The 19,791-nt window shown below is 38.4% G+C and carries 10 protein-coding genes; 9 read left to right on the top strand and 1 reads right to left on the bottom strand.

Features of this window, described 5'->3' with window-relative positions; translation table 11 throughout:
- Positions 1 to 6: 6 nt before the first annotated feature.
- From ACE1B6_RS04395 to ACE1B6_RS04385, 3 genes are all read left to right on the top strand, one after another.
- A complete protein-coding gene (locus tag ACE1B6_RS04395) occupies positions 7 to 3,708 on the top strand; it encodes a PAS domain-containing protein (protein ID WP_413256025.1) in 3,702 nt (1,233 codons plus the stop codon).
- A gap of 69 nt (positions 3,709 to 3,777) precedes the next feature.
- The gene (locus ACE1B6_RS04390; RefSeq protein ID WP_413256024.1) at positions 3,778 to 4,872 is read left to right on the top strand and encodes a potassium channel family protein; all 1,095 of its coding nucleotides are present in this window, start codon (positions 3,778 to 3,780) and stop codon (positions 4,870 to 4,872) included.
- 21 nt (positions 4,873 to 4,893) lie between these two features.
- Positions 4,894 to 8,466: a WD40 domain-containing protein gene (locus ACE1B6_RS04385; RefSeq protein ID WP_413256023.1), complete on the top strand. Its 3,573-nt coding sequence runs from the start codon at positions 4,894 to 4,896 to the stop codon at positions 8,464 to 8,466.
- 7 nt (positions 8,467 to 8,473) lie between these two features.
- On the opposite strand, the gene ACE1B6_RS04380 is transcribed toward ACE1B6_RS04385, so the two are convergent.
- On the bottom strand, positions 8,474 to 9,814 hold the full coding sequence (locus tag ACE1B6_RS04380) for an AAA-like domain-containing protein (protein WP_459562971.1): 1,341 nt from the start codon (positions 9,812 to 9,814) through the stop codon (positions 8,474 to 8,476).
- Between the two features lie 254 nt (positions 9,815 to 10,068).
- Here ACE1B6_RS04380 and ACE1B6_RS04375 point away from each other — a divergent pair, with 254 nt between their 5' ends.
- The 6 genes from ACE1B6_RS04375 (at position 10,069) to ACE1B6_RS04350 (ending at position 19,791) form a co-directional block, all read left to right on the top strand.
- Positions 10,069 to 10,800 carry a helix-turn-helix domain-containing protein gene (locus tag ACE1B6_RS04375; RefSeq protein ID WP_413256021.1) on the top strand — a complete coding sequence of 244 codons (732 nt, stop codon included), beginning with the start codon at positions 10,069 to 10,071 and terminating at the stop codon, positions 10,798 to 10,800.
- Positions 10,801 to 10,844: 44 nt separating this feature from the next.
- Positions 10,845 to 11,363: a putative quinol monooxygenase gene (locus ACE1B6_RS04370; RefSeq protein ID WP_413256020.1), complete on the top strand. Its 519-nt coding sequence runs from the start codon at positions 10,845 to 10,847 to the stop codon at positions 11,361 to 11,363.
- Between the two features lie 295 nt (positions 11,364 to 11,658).
- Positions 11,659 to 15,069 carry a type 2 lanthipeptide synthetase LanM family protein gene (locus ACE1B6_RS04365; protein ID WP_413256019.1) on the top strand — a complete coding sequence of 1,137 codons (3,411 nt, stop codon included), beginning with the start codon at positions 11,659 to 11,661 and terminating at the stop codon, positions 15,067 to 15,069.
- Between the two features lie 334 nt (positions 15,070 to 15,403).
- On the top strand, positions 15,404 to 16,009 hold the full coding sequence (locus ACE1B6_RS04360; RefSeq protein WP_413256018.1) for a Nif11-like leader peptide family natural product precursor: 606 nt from the start codon (positions 15,404 to 15,406) through the stop codon (positions 16,007 to 16,009).
- A 153-nt stretch (positions 16,010 to 16,162) separates the two neighbouring features.
- Positions 16,163 to 16,792, top strand: coding sequence for a Nif11-like leader peptide family natural product precursor (locus ACE1B6_RS04355; RefSeq protein ID WP_413256017.1), 630 nt, complete (start codon positions 16,163 to 16,165; stop codon positions 16,790 to 16,792).
- Between the two features lie 191 nt (positions 16,793 to 16,983).
- Positions 16,984 to 19,791, top strand: a complete 2,808-nt coding sequence (locus ACE1B6_RS04350) for a two-partner secretion domain-containing protein (RefSeq protein ID WP_413256016.1) — start codon at positions 16,984 to 16,986, stop codon at positions 19,789 to 19,791.

Here is a 19,791-nt window from a genome sequence, read left to right as displayed (position 1 = left end):
AGAAAAATGGAACAAGAAAAAGTGATGAATCAAACCCTTCTCGATCGCATTGCGGCACTGGAACAGCAAGTTCAACATTTAGAAAATATCGAGAGTAAGTGTAAGCAGGAAAAGGAAGTATTGCAACAAGAATTGGCGGAAATTCACGGGAAAAGCGATCGCCTAATTCAACTAGAGCAAGTCGAAGATAATTTGCGCGAAACTGAAGAACGTTTACAGTTAGCCCTGAACTCGGCTGAGATGATTGTCTGGGATGTGAATTTAAAGAGAAATCAGGTGATATGTTGCGAGAATGCGACTAAAGTTTGGGGGATTCAAAAAGGTACAGTGGAAGATTTTTTCACACTGGTGCATCCAGACGATCGGCAAAACATGATTCAAGCTTACCAGCAGGCTTTAACTGGCAAATCTGCTTACACTCAGCAATACCGAGTAATTTGTCCTGATGGAAAGGTGCGCTGGCTTTATAGTCAGGGAACTGTATATTTTGATGCCGCAGAACAACCAGAACGCTTAATTGGAATTTCGGTAAATATTACCGAACGCAAGCAAGTAGAAGCGGAATTACGGGAAAGAGAGCAGCGTTTTACTACCTTATTCAACGGCATGGAAGATTGGGTTTTAGTGTATCACGTTACACCTGATTATCAACCAGGAAAATTGATCGAAGTTAATGAGCAAGCTTGTAAACGATTAGGTTACAGCAGAGAAGAATTTTTAACTATGTCGGTTGCTGATATTTTAGGTTCGTCAACTTTAATTCCCAAAATTTATATTGAAAAATTGCAATCACTTAAACATATTGTTGTAGAATCAATTCACCGTACCAAAGCAGGCGAACTAATTCCTGTAGAAGTTAGCGCAACTTTATTTACTCTGAATAATTTACCGACAATTCAAGCAATTTGTCGTGATATTACTGGGCGCAAAAAAGCCGCAGAAACGCTTCGCGCCAGTCAGGAACGTTTAGTATTAGCAAATAAGGTAGGGAGAATTGGTACTTGTGAATGGGATTTTGCCACGGGAAAATTAACCTGGTCGGAAGAAATGGAAGCCTTATTTAATTTGGCTCCAGGGAGTTTTGAAGGAAGTTATGAACATTGGTTAAAAAGGGTACATCCAGAAGATCGCGCCAGTGCCCATGCTGCTGCCCAAAATACTGTAAATTTGGGGGTTGATTTTGACACGGAGTTTCGGATTTTACTTACTGATGGAAAGGTGCGCTGGGTACTAGGAAAAGCACAAATATTTAAAGATTCTTCAGGAAAACCTTACCGTTTGATTGGTGTAAATATGGATATCACCGATCGCAAAAAAGTGGAAGAAGAATTACGTACAAGTGCAGAACGCTTAAGCTTGGCATTAACAGCTGCCAAAATGGGCGATTGGAGTTGGGATACAGCAACAGATATGGTGACACTTTCGCCAAGGGCTGCGGAAATGTTTGGTATTCCAGAGGGTTCTTACATGACTTGGACTCAGATGCGAAATTTGTTGCATTCAGAAGATCGCGATCGAGCAAATTTGGCAGTAGAAAAAGCAATTATTGAAAACAGTGATTATGATATCGAATATCGGGTAATTCGCCCTAATCAGGAAATGCCTTGGGTTGCTGTGAAAGGAAGGGCATATTACAATGCTTCCGGCGAAGTTTTGCGGATGTTAGGTGTAGTACAAGATATCACTTCTCGCAAGCAAGTTGAAGCAGAAAGAGAACAATTATTGTTACGAGAACAAGCTGCTAGGGTGGAAGCGGAAACTGCTAAAGAACAAATTAGTAAGATTTTGGAAAGTATTACTGATGGCTTTGTTGCTTTCGATCGCGAATGGAGTTTCACATATATTAATCATGAAGGTACTCGGACTTTAGGAAAATCTGCTCAGGAATTGTTAGGAAAAAATCTTTGGGAGGAGTTACCGGAATTAGCAGAAACTAGTTTTGGTCGGTTGTTTCAACAAACGATGGTGGAAGGAGTACCGTTAGAATTGGAAGATTATTATCCACCTTTTCATGCTTGGTTTTCGGTGCGGGTTTATCCTTCAGAAGACGGAATATCTATGTATTTTCGCAATATTAGCGATCGCAAACAAACTGAAGCCGAAATTGCCCATTTAAACCGCAATTTACAAAACCGAGTTAACGAACTACAAACTTTGTTTGAAGTAATTCCGATCGGGATTTTAATTTCTCACGATCCAGAATTTAAACAGGTGAGATCTAACCCTGCCTTGGCTAAAATTTTGGGAACTCCTATCAATGATAATATTTCCTACAGGGCAGATATTTTCCCTCCCAAGTACAAAGTTTTTAGTAATGGTAAAGAACTCACCCCCGAAGAAACACCTTTACGTTATGCTGCCATTCACAATGTTCATTTGTCAGGAGTAGAAATTGATATTTTGCGTGAAGATGGGGTATGGTTTAATTTGTATGGATATGCTTCTCCTTTGTTGGATGAACAAGGTAAACCGAGAGGTGCGGTAGGAGCATTTTTAGATATTACCGATCGCAAACGCGCCGAAGCTGAACGAGAACAATTATTAGAACGAGAAAGAATTGCCCGCGAACAAGCCGAAGCAGCCAACCGGGTTAAAGATGAATTTTTAGCAGTTCTTTCCCATGAATTGCGAACTCCTTTAAATCCGATTCTTGGTTGGACAAGATTGTTACAAACCGGAAAATTAGACCAGCAAAAAACCGCTTTAGCTTTGGCAACAATTGAACGAAATACTAAGTTACAAACTCAATTAATTGAAGATTTGCTAGATATTTCCCGGATTTTACAAGGTAAATTAACCCTGCATATATTTTCGGTAGATTTAGCCATGACTATTGAAGCGGCGAAGGAAACAGTGCGGTTAGCCGCCGAAGCTAAATTAATTGATATTCGCACTGATTTAAAATCAGGAATTTCGGTTTTGGGTGATGCCAATCGACTGCAACAAGTAGTCTGGAATTTATTAAGTAATGCCGTAAAATTCACCCCAACGGGCGGAAAAATTGATGTGTATTTAGAATCAATTGACAGTTATGCTCAAATTAGGGTACAAGATACAGGTAAGGGAATTAATCTGGAATTTATCCCTTATGTATTTGAGTATTTCCGTCAGGCAGATAGTTCGATTACTCGTCAATTTGGGGGTTTAGGTTTAGGTTTGGCGATCGCTCGCCAAATAGTCGAACTTCATGGTGGTACGATTAAAGTAGAAAGCCCCGGAGAAGGATTGGGTGCAACTTTTACAGTCCAATTACCTTTAATTACAAGTACTATACCAATCAACCAAAATAATTGCCAGTTAATTCATAATTTGAACTTGCAAAATCAGCATATTTTAGTTGTAGATGATGAAGCAGATACACGAGAATTAATTGCCTTTTTATTACAACAATATGGCGCGAAAGTTACTACCTCAGCCTCAGCAAAAGAAGCATTAATTTTGATGGAACAAGCAACTTTCGACTTACTAATTAGTGATATCGGAATGCCAGATATTGATGGTTACAGCTTAATGCGTCAGGTGCGAAACCAAAACTTAAATAAACAAATTCCCGCCATTGCTTTAACTGCTTATGCTAGCGAAGAAGATCAAAAACAGGCTATTATTTCTGGATTTCAATTACATATTGCTAAACCTTTAGAATTAGAGCAATTAACGCAAGCAATTGTTAAGTTAATGAAATTTTACAGCCACCGCCAATCTGATTAAAAAGCTATTAATTGTTACTCTTGCTTTTCGGGCATTTGACCTTTACTACCAACCAGAATTTAATTAAAAATGACACTGATAAATTTTTATACGATCGCAGGTTTAGGATTAGTATTTATTGCTTTAATAGACATTTACCTCACGGTTTTACATCCGCGAATTGATAGCACTCTCATCAGTGCGCCACTCGCTAAAGTCATTTGGTTTTTCTTCCGCTGTGTTGCTAAAATTTTTCCGAGAATTAGAAAGCAGATGTTTTCTCACAGTGGGCCAGTTATTATTATTACTATTGTCGCTACTTGGTTATTATTACTACTTTTTGGTTTTGCCTTAGTTGTTTGGCCTAATTTAGGATATGCTATTAAATCTTCGGAAGGTTATACACAGGTTGATTTTGCTACCGCACTTTATTATAGTGGCTACTCTTTAACTACATTAGGGACAGGAGATTTAGTTCCTGAAACCGATTTTCATAGGTTGTTAATGGTGATTCAAGCGGCGATCGGTTTTTCCATTTTTACCTTAACAATTACTTATATTTTATCAGTATATAGTTCGATCGTTAAACGCAATACTTTTGCTCTTAGTTTATACCATCGTTCTGGAGAAACAGCAGATGGGGCAATATTTTTAGTAAAACTGATATCAAATAGTAATATTAGTAGCGTGCAGCAGGATCTATCTAATATCGCTAGGGATTTAATTAATTTACTAGAAACTCAAAAAACTTATCCTGTGTTACTTTATATTCGCTTACCACAAACTTACTATTCGTTACCCAGAATTCTGTTTTTAGCGATGGATACTACCACATTAATCAGAAGTGCATTACATAAACAAAAATATCGATCGCTAATCCATTGTGCCGCAGTTGCAGAATTATGGGGAGGGGGAATGCACTTGCTGAGAATCCTATCAAATTTGCTCGTACCAAAACGCCATTTACTCATTAGTGAACAGGAGGAAAAAAACTGGAGAGCGCGATATTATGAAGCTGTGGAACAGTTCAAGGGTGCTAACATTAAAACAGTCGATAATTTAGAAGAAGGAGCAGATTTATATGTGGAGTTGCGCCAGAAATGGACACCATACTTAGGTGATTTAATTGATTACATGGCATATAATTGGACAGAAATTGCTCCCCATGAAAATCACCCTAATTAGCTGAATTTGGTAATTTCGCTGATGAAAACTTACGAATATCAAGTTGGCGGTAGTCTCAAATTCAATGCGCCTAGCTACGTGGAACGACAAGCAGATTTGCAACTTTATAACGCTTTAGTGCGGCGAGAATTCTGTTATGTTCTCAACTCTAGGCAAATGGGTAAATCATCTTTGAGATTGCGAGTTAGACATCAGTTAGAACAAGCAGGAATGCGTTGTGCTTCTATTGATATGACGCGCATTGGTAGCAAGAATATTACCCCGCAGCAGTGGTACAAAGGCATAGTAGTTGATTTGTTAAAAGGGTTTAATATTTATGGCAAATTTAACCTGAAACAATGGTGGGAGTCGCAGGAAAGTTTTTCGGATAGTCAAAAGTTGAGTTTATTTATTGAAGAAATTTTACTGCAACAAATTCCCGATCGAAACTTGTATATTTTTATTGATGAAATTGATAGTATTTTGAGCCTGAATTTTCCGATCGATGATTTCTTCGCATTAATTAGATACTGTTACAATCAAAGGGCAGAAAATCCCGAATACGATCGCCTAACTTGGGCATTGTTTGGCGTAGCTACACCATCAGATTTAATTAGGGATAAAAATCGCACGCCGTTTAATATTGGGAGGGCGATCGATTTACAAGGTTTTCAATGGCATGAAGTTAAACCTTTAATTCAAGGATTAGTTGATAAAGTTAATCATCCCGAAGCGATAGTCAAAGAAATACTAACTTGGACAGGAGGACAACCTTTTTTAACCCAAAAAATTTGTAACTTAGTCAAAGTATTAAGTCAAGAATCGATCGATCCTTTGCTGACAATTCCTCTGGGTACAGAAGCATATTGGGTAGAGCGTTTAGTGCAAACTAACATTATTGAAGATTGGGAAACTCAAGATGAACCTGAGCATTTACGGACGATTCGCGATCGGATTTTAAGAAACGAACAACAAGCTAGTGCTTTACTCGGACTTTATCAGCAGATATTACAAAAAGGTGAAATTTTAATCGATGAAACTCCCGAACAAATGGAGCTTTTACTATCAGGCTTAGTAATTAAGAATCATGGTTTTTTAATCTGTAAAAATCGGATTTATCAGCAAGTTTTCAACCTGCAATGGGTCACTCAACAACTTAGCAATTTACGTCCTTATTCACAACTATTAGATGCTTGGGTAAATTCTCACTTTCAGGATGAATCAAGGTTACTGCGAGGACAAGCTTTAATTGATGCTCAAGCCTGGGCGGAAGGCAAAAGTTTAAGTAATTTAGATTATCAATTTTTAGCAGCTAGTCAAAAATTAGCTCAACAAGAAATTCAACGCACTTTAGTAGCCGAAAGAGAAGCCAAAGAAATTTTATCAGCCGCCCAACAGAAAGCCAAACAAACAATTCGTCGAGGTTTCATTGGTTTAATTATCATTTCTTGTTTAGCAGTTATTTTCTTAGGAGTGTCCAGCTTTTTAGCTTATCAATCAGCCGAACAAAAACGCCGTACCGTAATCAATGAAATCAGAGCCTTAGCCCTTTCGAGCAAGAGTTTCTTGGCAGCAAATCAAGAATTTGATGCCTTATTAGAAGGAATTAAAGCTGCAATTCAACTGGAAAAAGAGCCTTGGACGAAAGAGAATACTGACCTAAAAATGCAAGTTGAAACTTCTCTGCAACAAGCTATTTACTGGATAAAAGAACGTAATCGGTTATCGGGACATGAAGATTCTGTACTCAGTGTAAATTTTAGTCCAAATAACCAAATAATCGCTAGTGGAGGTCGAGAAGGAACAGTAAAACTTTGGACAAAAAATGGTCAATTAATCCGCACTTTGCGCGGTCATAAAAATGCAGTTTGGGGAGTAGTTTGGAGTCCTAACGGTGAGTTAATTGTCAGTACAAGTGAAGATAAAACAGCAAAAATTTGGCGTAAAGATGGCAAAGAACTACACACTTTAAGAGGTCATAAACTTTGGGTTGTCAATGCTGCATTTAGTCCAGATGGTAAAAAGATTGCGACAGCGAGTTGGGATGGAACTATTAAAATTTGGGATTTGAATGGGGAAGAATTGCGATCGCTAAAAGTTCCAGGTACAGGATTTTTTGACGTTAGTTTCAGCCCCGATAATTCAAGCATTGCGGGTGCAAGCCGCGATGGAAAAGTTCACATTTGGAACCAAAACGGCGAAGAACTTTCAGTAATTAACGCCCATGAAGATTGGGTTTTTAGTGTTGCTTTTAGTCCTGATGGTAAATCCTTAGCAACGAGTTCGCGTGATGGAAGCGTCAAAATTTGGCGCTTAGAAAAAGGCAAAAAACCCCAATTACGAACCAACATTAGCGGACATAAAGCAGCGGTTTTTCGCTTAAGATTTAGTCCCGATAGCCAGAAAGTTGCTACTACTAGCTGGGATACAACAACTAAACTTTGGAACTTAGACGGAGAAGAAATTCAAACCTTCCAAGGACACAATGATTCTACTTGGAATTTGGCTTTTAGTCCTGACGGAAAAACCCTAGCTACTACTGGCGAAGATAAGACTGTAAAACTATGGAATTTGCAACCAGGATTAAAAACTTTTCGCGGTCATGAATCAGCAATTCGTGGAGTCAGTTTCAGTCCAGATGGTACGAAATTAGCCACAGCTGGAATGGACATGACAGTAAAAATTTGGAGTATTAAAAAATCAGAAACACCCACTCTAATTCAAACATTAAGCGGGTTTAATTCTGCGATTCGTAGTGTAACTTTTAGCCCGGATAGTTCTAGGTTAGTTACTGCTAATTGGGGGAGTTTAGTAGAAATTTGGAACTTAGAAAATCAAACCCCAACTTTAGAACATAAACTTGCTGGACATCAGGAAGCAGTTTGGAATGTAGCTGTTAGTCCTGATGGCGAAACAATTGCTTCTGCGGGTGAAGATAGAACTATTAGATTGTGGAGTTTCCAGGGAAAAGAAAAGCAAATCCTGCGCGGACATCAAGCGGGTGTTTTGAGTCTCAGTTTTAGTCCTGATGGTCAAACAATTGCTTCTGCAAGTAAAGATAAAACAGTTAAATTTTGGCGTTGGGATAATCGAAGTAAAAGCTACATTGCTGATGTTAATCTTAGTGATTTTGAGGATTGGGTAATTGGCGTTAGTTTTGCAGCCGATGGTAAGACACTTGCTACTGTAAAGCGAAATGGTGTGGTTAAATTTTGGGATTTTCAACCGGGAAAAATGCCTGTTTTGCGATCGACTATCCCCGGACAAAATGATTCTGTGTGGAGTGCAAGTTTTAATTTTGATGACAAGCGAATTGCTTTCGCTTCCGAAGATGGGACGGTTAAATTATGGAGCCAATCTAGTGACAGTTTAAAAACTTTACGGGGTCATTTGGGAGCAGTAAGAAGTATATCTTTTAGTGCTGATGGGATGCAATTAGCTTCCGCAGATTCATCAGGAAAAGTGATTTTGTGGAACTTAGAATTAGATATGGATTTACCGGGACTTTTAGCTAGAGGTTGCTATTGGATGAAAGATTATTTGCAGTATAATTCGGAATTGACAGATGGCGATCGACAACTTTGCCAAAATGTTAAATTAGGAACGAAGCATTAGGAAAAAATTAATTTTTATCACTCAATTGTTCCGAGAAATATTGCCGATATAACTCACAACTAATTGTTGCTTCATTTCCCTGAAGTTTTACTAAACCCATGCTTTCTAATTTGTAGGCTGCGATCGCCTCTATTCTAACACTTACTGGCGTATTTACTACCTGTTGAAAAGCGGTAACTAACTCCGGCGATTTTTGCAACTGCGATAAATGAAATCGTAAATGATTACTATAAATTCCCGCTATTGTTGGAGCATCTTCTAATAACTGAATTAAACCTTCCATTCCTCCCAATTTACCTTGCGGAGGATTAGCTAAATGATAAAGTGCTAACCTTACTAACCGCGGATGTCCTCCCACCATTGCCATTAGTTGTTCCAGTTCATTTGGACCGATCCAACTTAACCCATGACGGATGACTAAATCTTCCACTTGCGCCACTGTAAATTCGGGTAATTTAATCGGTAATCCCACATTAAAAGGTGATTGATTAATATTTAATGGCACATAAGATTCTGTAGCATGAACCACAATAAACCGTAGTTTTTGCCATTCTTCAATCTCTGCTGCATCTTCATACCAAGAACGCAACAAAGGTAAAAAATCCTCCGAAACTTCGCCATATTCAAACAACCGATTTACTTCATCTAAGGCTAATACTACAGGTGTATCAATTTCTGCTAGTAAATAACTTTGAATATAAAGAGTACAACTAACTTTACTGCCAATATCCTCATCCCAATATTCGTCTAATTTTGGAGTCAAATTTAACTGCCGACTAACATTAGCACAAAACCAACGTAAGAATTTATCTAAAGATGTAAAAACGCTATTATCAGCCTTATGTAAACTCAACAATACTGTACGAAAACCTAATTGTTTAGCATGAGCTAAAACTCTTTGCATTAAAGATGTTTTTCCCATCTGTCTGGGAGCTTTGATCCGAATTAAACTACCAGGTTGCTCAATTTCAGTATAAGAAGATGCTTCAATTGGTGGACGCTCAATATAAAAATTAGAATTCAGGGGAACTGGTCCACTGGGAAATTCTAATTTATGATTGGTAATTAATGGGGAAGCAGGAGTTTTTGTACTGACTCGCTGATAGTTTGCTAAAACAGATTGCACATTTTTTTTCGTGACTTTTTCCCCTAACGCTTCCGAAAGAGATTGCCACAATAAGGAACCAACCTCTTTGATATAGTCGAAATCGTATCCCAGGTTTTCGGCAATCTCGGAATAAGTTTGTCCCATCCAAGACTGGGAAAAAACTAATTGTTGAGTGTGATTTAGACGCTTTGATTCGAGGATGCGATCGATAATTTCTAGAGCTTCTTCTAAGGTAATCATTTCCACCAGTGTGACAGGCTCAAGTTGGATCGAGTTTTGGGTAAAGGCGTTCGCGTAACGTGCCGTAGGCATTAGCATTCGGACAAGAATTTATTACTCTTTCTACCCGAATCCTTCGTCCCTACTTTTCTATTTTCCTCACTTTTCCCACTTTTTTCCAAAAAGCTAGCTGAATCTACCCACCTTTCCCCACAGACGCAGAACTTGGAGTTTGGTTTGATAAAGCTATAGAACATTCAGTTTGTGATTTGACCATGAGACAGGAAGCTAAGAGACAAGCAGAGTTAATTCAAGAGTTAGCGGCAATGCGTCAAAGCATAATGGAAAACAACCAAAGTTCTCCCCTAATAGCTAACTTACAAAGTCAGCTAAACCGAATTACAACTGAGTTGAGTACGATCGCTCAATCCGCAAACACAAATCACAACGATCCTAATTTAAATGGGTTAATTCAACATTTAACCACAACTTTGCAATCCTGCTACAATCTCGTTGCTGAAATTAATAATTCGGAACCACTATCATCAGATAAAAATTCTGTAACTAATTTAGCCGATCGCCCAAATCCAACACAATTCCAATTTCCTAACAATTCTCAACTGCGAGAAATATTTGCTTTCATTGAAGCTAATTATCAAAAACCGATCGGCTTAAATGAAATTGCTAAATCATTTGGTTATTCCCCTTCTTATCTCACTAGCTTAGTGCGTCGTTTAACCGGACAAACAGTGTATCAATGGATCGTAGAACGACGAATGTTTCAAGCCCGTCACTTGTTATTAGAAACCGATTTAGCAGTGCGTCAAATTGCCAAAGCAGTGGGATATATAGATACTGGTCACTTTGTTAAACATTTCCGCCAATTACACCAACATCCCCCAAACACTTGGAGAGAAATGCAACGCTTTCCAAACAAAAATTCAGCTATCGATCGCTTATTTAAAGACGAACAATTTGATTACACTGCCTTGACAGTAGCACTTTGATCCAAATAATTCCAATTTTTTTAATTAATCATAGGAGGACAATTATGATTCCTTGGAACTCTAAATTAGCTTTCACCAAAACCACTTCCTTATTGCTGTTTTTCACAGTTGTCAGTAGTGGTGTTGCCACAAAAATTGCTCGAAAAGATCACCAAGAACAAGAAACTGAAAAACAAGCTAATTATCAACTTGTCCAGGAGATAGCTCACAAAGAAACGCCAAATTTAATGATGCCGGAAAAGCAAGTTGAAGTTCCAGTTGTGCTAGCATCTAGATTTAAAGTTAAGCCGGAAAAACGACAGACTTTTTTAAAGCTAGCCACAGCCGCCCTAGAACCAACTCGCGCCGAAGCCGGAGTAATTAGTTACAGTTTTTATGAAGAATCTAATGCCAGAAATTCTTTTATCTACTTTGAGGAATGGAAAAGTAGAGAAGCATTAGAACAACACCTCAATGCTCCTTACGTGACAAGACTTTTAGAAAATTTCCCTGATATTATCGATGGCGAAGCCAATATTAAAGTTTATGACATTAAAAGTCTATCTCATGGATTGGATTCTTAGATGTCACGTAAGACTCCTCAAGCTTTCTCCCACAACTAGACTAATTTCAGACGGGATTCCTACCCGTCTTTTTTTGTTGACAGACTGAAGGGATATTGCGATCTTTGCGAAACTGAAAAAATTCGTTAACTATCGAAGCAATATTTATTGGTAATTTGAGAATTATAAAACTGACGATATTTGCCACAAAGGTTATGATAAAGTTGCAGTTTTCATCTTGACTATTTTTCGGTAATCTGTAATTAAGCTTCTTCTTATTTATTACCAACTACCGATTACTAACTATCGTAATACTATGCAGATCGCAAAATCCGACTTAGCCAAAATTGTTGCCCAAGCTAGCTCTCTGTCAGATCGCTTCCTGACGAATTCGTTTGCAGTTAAGGGTACAGGTACCGGAGAATCACAACCTCATCCTCGCCTAGAACGCTGGTGTCAAGTGGTGGCGCAAGGTAACTGGGAAAAGTTTGCTAAACGCTTGATCTGGGATGATTTAAGTTTGGAGCAAGCAAATCAAATTGTTCGATCGCTTCCCCCCATCAATCCTGAAGATTTGCCAACTTGGGCAGAAACCTTAACTGAAATTATTCAGGCTGCTTGGTTATTAGTTAATGACCCAGAAAAAAGAGCCGAAATTTTTGCTTGTGAACTCAAAGATCAGCATCATTTTATCTCCGACGATGAATATAATTATCCCCTAACCACTGAAATCGACAAATTGCCTTTAGATCCTGGACTAAAATTACCCTTCAAAGAAGTCTTACTTCCGGCGATTTATGTAGCAAGGCAGAAATTATTAAATACTCTAAATTGTGCGGCATCTTTGCCTTTAGAATTACTTTCTACTTCGGCTTATTTTACTTTAGAACGCAACCTACTAAACCAACTTTTAAATTTAAGTGGGAAAACTTTAGAATATGAATTTGCCCGATCGCGTCCTTTAGGGCAAAACTTACTTAATTTACTGCGACAATCAACAGGCGATCGCGCCCAAATTAAAGCTCAGTACGATGCTTTTGTGCAAAAAATTCTCCAAGATGGACTAGTAACTTTTTTCCAGAATTATCCTGTGCTAGGTCGATTAATGGCAACATCAGTTGATTTCTGGGTAGAAGCAACAGCTAAATTTTTCCGACGCTTGCAAACTAACTTAAATGAAATTCAGCAAGTATTCCAACCAGAGCAAACTTCATCCAGTGAATTAGGAAAAGTTATTAAAATTAAACCTGCTCTTTCCGATCCTCATAATTCTGGCGATACCGTAATTGCTCTTAATTTTGAATCTGGGTTACAGCTAGTTTATAAACCCAAAGGTTTAGGTGCAGAAGTAGCTTATAATCAATTTTTAGAATGGTGCAATCACCAGGGAATTATTTTAAAATTTAAAGTTGTAAAAGTCTGCGATTACCAAACTCATGGTTGGGTGGAATATGTCGAACATTTACCCTGTAAAGATGAAGCCGCAGCCAAACGTTTTTATCAACGATCGGGAATGTTATTATGCCTACTTTATGCCCTGCGAGTAGTAGACTGTCACCGGGAGAATTTAATCGCCAATGGAGAACATTTGGTGTTAATTGATATGGAAAGTATCATGCACCAAGAAGTTAATCCTTTAGCTGATTTACAGTCGGAAACAGAAGCCGAAATCACTGTTAATTCTCACTTCGCTGACTCAGTTTTACGCACAGGTTTATTACCCCGTTGGGAATTTGGCAAAAACAAACGTTTGGCTTATGATACCAGTGCTTTAGGCAGCGTTGACGCTCAAATAACTCCACCACCAGAAGCACAGGGAGACACAAAAGATCTGCAATTTTCCATTCCTTCTAATGTACCAGTTTTAAAGAATTTTCCCCTATCTCCGAATGATTATTTAGCCGAAATCATCACTGGTTTTGAGCAAATGTATCGGTTTTTAATGAAAAAACGGGAAATTTTGCTAGCAAGCGATACACCATTATTATTAATGAAAGATCGGCGAGTGCGGTTTATCTTTCGTGCTACTAGAATTTATTGGACAATTTTACAAAAAACTTTTGCACCACAATTTCTTCGCAATGGGTGCGATCGCAGCATTGAACTAGACATTCTCGCTCGTGCTTTCTTAGTTAGCGATCGAAAACCAAAAGCTTGGTCAATTTTTCAGGCAGAATTGAAAGCAATGGAGCAAATGGATATTCCCTACTTTGCCGCTTCTCCTGACAGTGAAGCCCTAACCATTGGTGTAGAAAAACCTATTGAACAATATTTTAGAGCATCTAGTTATCAGGAAGTAATCGCACAATTACAAAATTTTGATGAAACAAATCTAGTTCAACAAATAGAGATAATTAAAGGCTCATTTTATGCTAGAGTAGTACGAAATAACTACAGTAATACCACCATAAACGCCAACTTATCCACCTTAATTTCTACAGATTTATCCCAAATTCAACCATTAAATAAAAAGCAGTTAATTCAAGAAGTGAATCGCATTGCCACCGAAATCCAACAACGAGCAATTTGGGGAAAAGATGGCAGCGTTAAGTGGATTAGTTTTGCCTATATTCCCAATGTCGAAATCTTTCAATTGATGCCTTTACCTGAAGACCTTTACAACGGTAATGGCGGAATTGCATTATTTTTATCAGCCTTAGATTATGTCAGAGGTACACAACAATTTCATCACCTAAGTTTAGCCGCCTTTCAACCAATTCGCAAATTTCTCCAAACAGCTGATTTTGAATCTACTCGCAGATTCCTGCGCTTAGGAATTGGTGGAGGTACAGGTTTAGGTTCGATTATCTACGCCTTAGTAAAAACTAGTTACTTTCTCCAAGAACCTGCACTTTTAGAAGATGCTTTAGCTGTTGCTCAATTAATCACTCCTGAACTTATTACTACTGACAAACAATTTGATATTATGGGCGGTACAGCCGGAGCAATTTTAGGATTGTTGGCATTATACGCTGCCACAAAAGAAGCAAGCGTTTTAGCTACAGCTATTAATTGCGGTCAACATTTACTCGCCCATCAAACCGAACCCAAAAAACCATTTAATTATCCCAATTTCCTAACTCAAAATCCCCAGTCGGGCAAAGCTTGGAATATTTTAGGACAGAAACATTACACAGGTTTTTCCCACGGCGCAGCTGGCATTGCTTATGCTTTATTAAAACTTTATGCAGTAACCCAAATTGAAGCCTTTTTAATCGCTGCTAAAGATGCTATTACTTACGAACAAAGCGTATTTTCTCCTACTGCCGCTAACTGGCCCGATTTCCGAGCATTTACGCAACAAAATGGTCAACCTAGTTTTATGGTCAGTTGGTGTCATGGTGCAACTGGAATTGGTTTAGCCCGGTTGGGTGGCTTGTCAATTTTTAAGACCGATGAAATAGAACAGGATATAGAAATTGCTTTGCAAACTACTCAAAAATACAGCTTGCAAGATGTGGATTGTGTTTGTTGCGGTAATTTTGGTCGTATCGAACTGTTACAGGTAGCTGCGGAAAAATTATCCCGTCCTGAGTTGAAACAGATTGCCGAACAAAGAACTACTTGGGCAGTAAATTGGGCAGAAAAATCAGGAGGATATAAATTACCCAATTTGCCAAACTCTGTATTTAGTCCTAGCTTTTTCCAAGGAACTTCGGGAATTGGCTATCAATTACTCCGGTTAGCGTATCCAGATGTTTTACCTTCTGTTTTATTGTGGGATTGATAGTTAAAAATTACTAAAACCTTTGTCTGAGATAGTCTCTCAAGTTTTTATAGCCTAATTTAGTTATAGGGTTATGCTTAATATTGATGTAACAAACTAAACATAAAAATTACGTATTAATAATTAAAAATAGTAAAATTCTGTCAATAAACTTCATCGGTGAAATTACGCATAAATTGAGTACCAACACTGAAAATCTTATTGATAATTTCACAGTTAATTTACACTTATTTCAATATATTTCTTTTAAAGTATATTTAGGTTGAGCAACCCACAAAATTATGCTCACTCTGGTTTATAAGATTTTAATCGATTCAGTTTAGCGGTAAAAGTCATGATGTATAATCCTCCGGTTCAATCAATTAACGCAGAAGAATTACCTGCTGAAGAATATCACTTTGTCAAAACTCAGCAAGCTATCTACAACCTCTGTAGAGCGATCGAAAATAATAGCGATCTCAAATCTCAAATAGAACAAACAAAAGATATTGACTCTTTCCTGCAAATTGCCGCTGAAAATGGTTTTGACTTTACAGCTTCCGACTTACAAATTGCCTTGAGCTTGGGATTAGAAAATATTCAGGAAATTTCTGATGAGTTTGATGATTACGAACTGGAAGAAGACGAGTTAGAAGTCGTAGCTGGTGGCACCTGGGCATGGAGACGAGGCGCATTCTGGAACAGCTATTGGCATTCCACAGGGATTGAGGTCGAAGATCAATGTTTTTACTTGTTACAGCAATCTAGCGAACAACGAAACGTAGTAGTCAAAGCACTAAGGGATATGGAGCAATGGGAATGGGTTGGTAATAATTCCGTGAAGGTCACTGACTTGGATGGAAATCTTGGTTCATTCCTAATCTCTAATATCACTTATGACGGTAGTTTTACGACAGATAGGAGTGGTTTAAGTTCCTCAGTGTGGGAGACAATTTTCTAATTTGAGATTAGAAAAAGTTAATTTAACTACTTATTTACTCCCAATTATAGGAGCATTATCTTGAAAGTTAGAGGTAATTACTGAGGTAGCAAAACTTGAGGCAATCTAGAATCATCAGTGAAAATCTTCACTTGAATCCTTGAGGAATTACTGATGTTGCGAAATCCAATAGAGCCAATCAATGCTGAAGAATTACCTGCCGCAGAATATCGATTTATCAAAGCTCAACAAAGCATTTATGAGCTATGTCAAAATCTTGAGCAAGATCCCACATTAAGATCTTCTTTAGAAAATGCTCAAACTCCTCAAGACTTTCAAGAAATTGCTGCTAAATATGGTTATGAATTTGCCATTTCAGATTTGCAATTTGCGATCGACTGGGCTGGAGAAAAAAGCGAACAGAATTTTGATGAATTAGATGATTATGAGTTGGATGAAGAAGAATTGGAAGCAGTAGCAGGCGGTACATTTAGTCGCAGAGGAGTGACTAATAATAGTTATTGGCATGATACTGGTATTTTAGTTAACCAACAATGTTTTCATTTAATCGATCGATCTAGTGAAGCACGTATTCAGATAGAAACAGCAATGAAAACAATGGAACTGTGGGTCTGGGAAGGCAACAATACAGTTTCACTGATCGATCTCGATGGAGTACATAGCTCGTACAAATTGACTAACATTGCTTATGATGGCGTGGCTTTAGGTTTGTTGCAGGATACATCGGATCAAAACACTTGGTCGAATTACTCCTCTAGAAACTTAACAAACATTATTCTTTAAAAAGACTCAGTGCATTATTTTTGCTTAAAACAGTAGAGACGTTTCATCAAACGGCTCTATTTTTTTGCTTGTCCCTAACAGTCTCAATCGTGATTAACCAGTTATAATAGTTGCGTCTTGATTGAGTAGTGATATATAAAACTTCATAAAGTTGTGATAATTTTTGATTTTTTCTCAAGGCGGACGAGCAAATGCAAACTTTTGTGAGAAAAAGATTTGGCTGGTGGTTGGGTCAGTTAGGTTACTTAACTTTTAGTGGAATTGCTTTATCAACTCAACTTAGTGTAGCTCAGGTTATTCCCGATACTACGTTAGGGAATGAAAGCTCAGTTGTTAAACCTAGCGTCATTAAAGATATTCCTAGCGACCAAATTAATGGCGGAGCAATTCGCGGTAATAATTTATTTCATAGTTTCCGAGAATTTAATGTTGGTGCAGGGCGAGGGGTTTATTTTACTAACCCAGATGGGGTAGCGAGGATTCTGACTAGAGTAACAGGAAATAATATTTCGCAAATCTTAGGAACTTTGGGAGTTTTAGGTAATGCTGACTTATTTTTAGTTAATCCTAATGGAATTATTTTTGGCCCTGGTGCGAAATTAGATCTGAATGGTTCATTTATTGGAAGTACGGCTAGTAAGATTAGATTTGCTGATGGTTTAGAATTTAGTACTACTAATCCTGAAGCACCACCATTGCTGAGTGTTAATGTTCCTGTGGGATTACAATTTGGCACAAATCCCGGTCAAATTGTGAATCAAAGTGCAGATGAAGTGCCAAATTTTTATTCAGACCTTCCAGGTTTTCCTATTCCTAGATTAGGAGTAGCATCGGGAAGAACTTTCGCGTTAATCGGTGGTGATGTGCTGTTAGAAGGCGGCACTATGGGAGCTTCCGAAGGAAGAATTGAGTTAGGTAGTGTTGGTGATAATGGTTTTGTGGGTTTGAGTCCGATTACCCAAGGTTGGGCGTTGAATTACGATCGAGTGCAAAACTTTGGCGATATTAATCTCTCTCAAAGTGCCATTGTTGATACTAGCGGCGAAAGAGGTGGCGATATCCAAATTCGAGCTAGAAACTTGACTCTTAAAGAAGGTGCAGTTATTTATTATGCCCATCAAGGTTCACAAATTGGGGGAAATATAGATATTTTCACTACTGAATCAGTAGAACTGATTGGTGGAGTTAATCCATTTTTTGGCAATACTGATATTCCTACCTATACCGAAATTTCTGCTTTTGCTCTAGGAACTGAAACTGGAGCTACTGGGAATCTAACACTTCAAACTCGCAGATTAACTATTCGAGATGGCGCTTTTATAACTAATGCCTCTAGTGGTGATGGAAATGCTGGAAAATTAACAGTTTTAGCCTCAGAATTAGTCGAACTGATTGGAGTAGTACCAGACGAATCTTTATCCTTTCTGGCTAGTGGCATATTTACTCAAGTTGTACAAGGGGAAAATGGCAGCGATATACCGATCGGTAATGGAGGAGATATTACTATTGAAACCAAAAGGCTACTAATTCAAGACGGTGGGTTAATCAGTAGTAGCACTTTTACCGCAGGTCGGGCGGGAAATGTGACTATTAAGGCTACTGACTCTGTAGAATTGATTGGCTCAAACCCCGATCCAATTTATTCGGGTGGCATTTTCACAACAGTTGAGTTTGACCCGTTTCTCAATATTCGGGCTGTAGGTAATGGTGGCAATTTAAGGATTCAAACTAGACGATTATTAGTTCAAGGTGGAGGACAAATCGCTAGTTCTACCAGGGCAGATGGAAATGCAGGTGATGTGGTAATTGATGCTTCTGAATCGGTTGAATTAATCGGAACTGCCCCAAATCCTGATGCTGTATTTGGTAGCAGTGGTTTGTTTGTTTCGGCAGAAGGAGGTATAGATGGAGAATCCAGTGCTACGGGTAATGTGGGAAATTTAACGGTTAATACGAGAAGATTGCTGGTTGAAGATGGAGCGAGAATTTCTGCTGATAATTTTGGCACTGGAATTGGGGGAGATGTAACAATTAATGCCAGAGAATTGAGCCTTCAAAGTGGGGGAACGGTGAGAGCAGGTTCTTTTGGGGAAGGCTCTGGGGGAATGTTAAGTGTGAATGCGGAAAATGTGAGAATTAGTGGGAGCAGAATTTTAGGAGAGCAGTTAATTAATAGTAGTTTATTTGTAAGTGGTACGGGTTCTGGTGCGGCTGGTAGTTTGGAAGTTAATGCGGCAACTGTGGAATTGAATAATACTGGAAGATTGGCGGCTGATAGCACAGCTGGATCGGGTAATATTAGGGTGCAAGCCAGAAATTTATTAGTGCTACGCGATCGTAGTCAAATTAGCACTAATTCTACTGGTCAAGAGCCAGGAGGAAATATTAGCCTGACAACAAATAACTTAGTAGGGATAGGAAATAGTGATATTACTGCGAATGCTACTAATAGTCAGGGTGGTCGGGTAACTATTAACGCGACAGGTATTTTTGGTCTGGAATTTCGACTACAGCAAACTCCTAATAGTGATATTACGGCAACGGGGGGAAGTCCAGAATTAAGTGGGGTGGTGGAAATTAATTCACCGGAAGTTGATGTGAATTCTGGGCTAGTTTCTTTACCTACAAATGTGATTGATGTAGCGGGATTAGTTAGTCAAAATGCTTGTACGCCACAGTTGGAAGGTAGTTCTTTTGTGGTGACTGGTCGAGGTGGTTTACCGCCTAATCCGGTTAATTCTGCAACTAATGATGCAGTAATGGTGGAATGGGCAAGAGTGGCAGATGTGAGTCAAAATGTTGGTTCGCAAAGACGCATAAATAGTAGGAGTAATTATCATGCTAAGATGCCAAGAACTAATGAGCAAATTGTAGAAGCTCAAGGTTGGAGAGTGGGGGCTGATGGCAAAGTGGTACTAATTTCTGGGGGAGGGACAGCTTCGCCTCACAGTTTGGATTTAAGTCATCCTGGCTGTGGTGTTTTACCAGTTCAAAAGTAA

The organism is Floridaenema fluviatile BLCC-F154 (assembly GCF_041929135.1).
GTDB lineage: Bacteria > Cyanobacteriota > Cyanobacteriia > Cyanobacteriales > Aerosakkonemataceae > Floridanema > Floridanema fluviatile.
The sequence above is the reverse complement of the archived record's forward strand: the minus strand, read 5'-3'. Positions and strand labels throughout refer to the sequence as shown.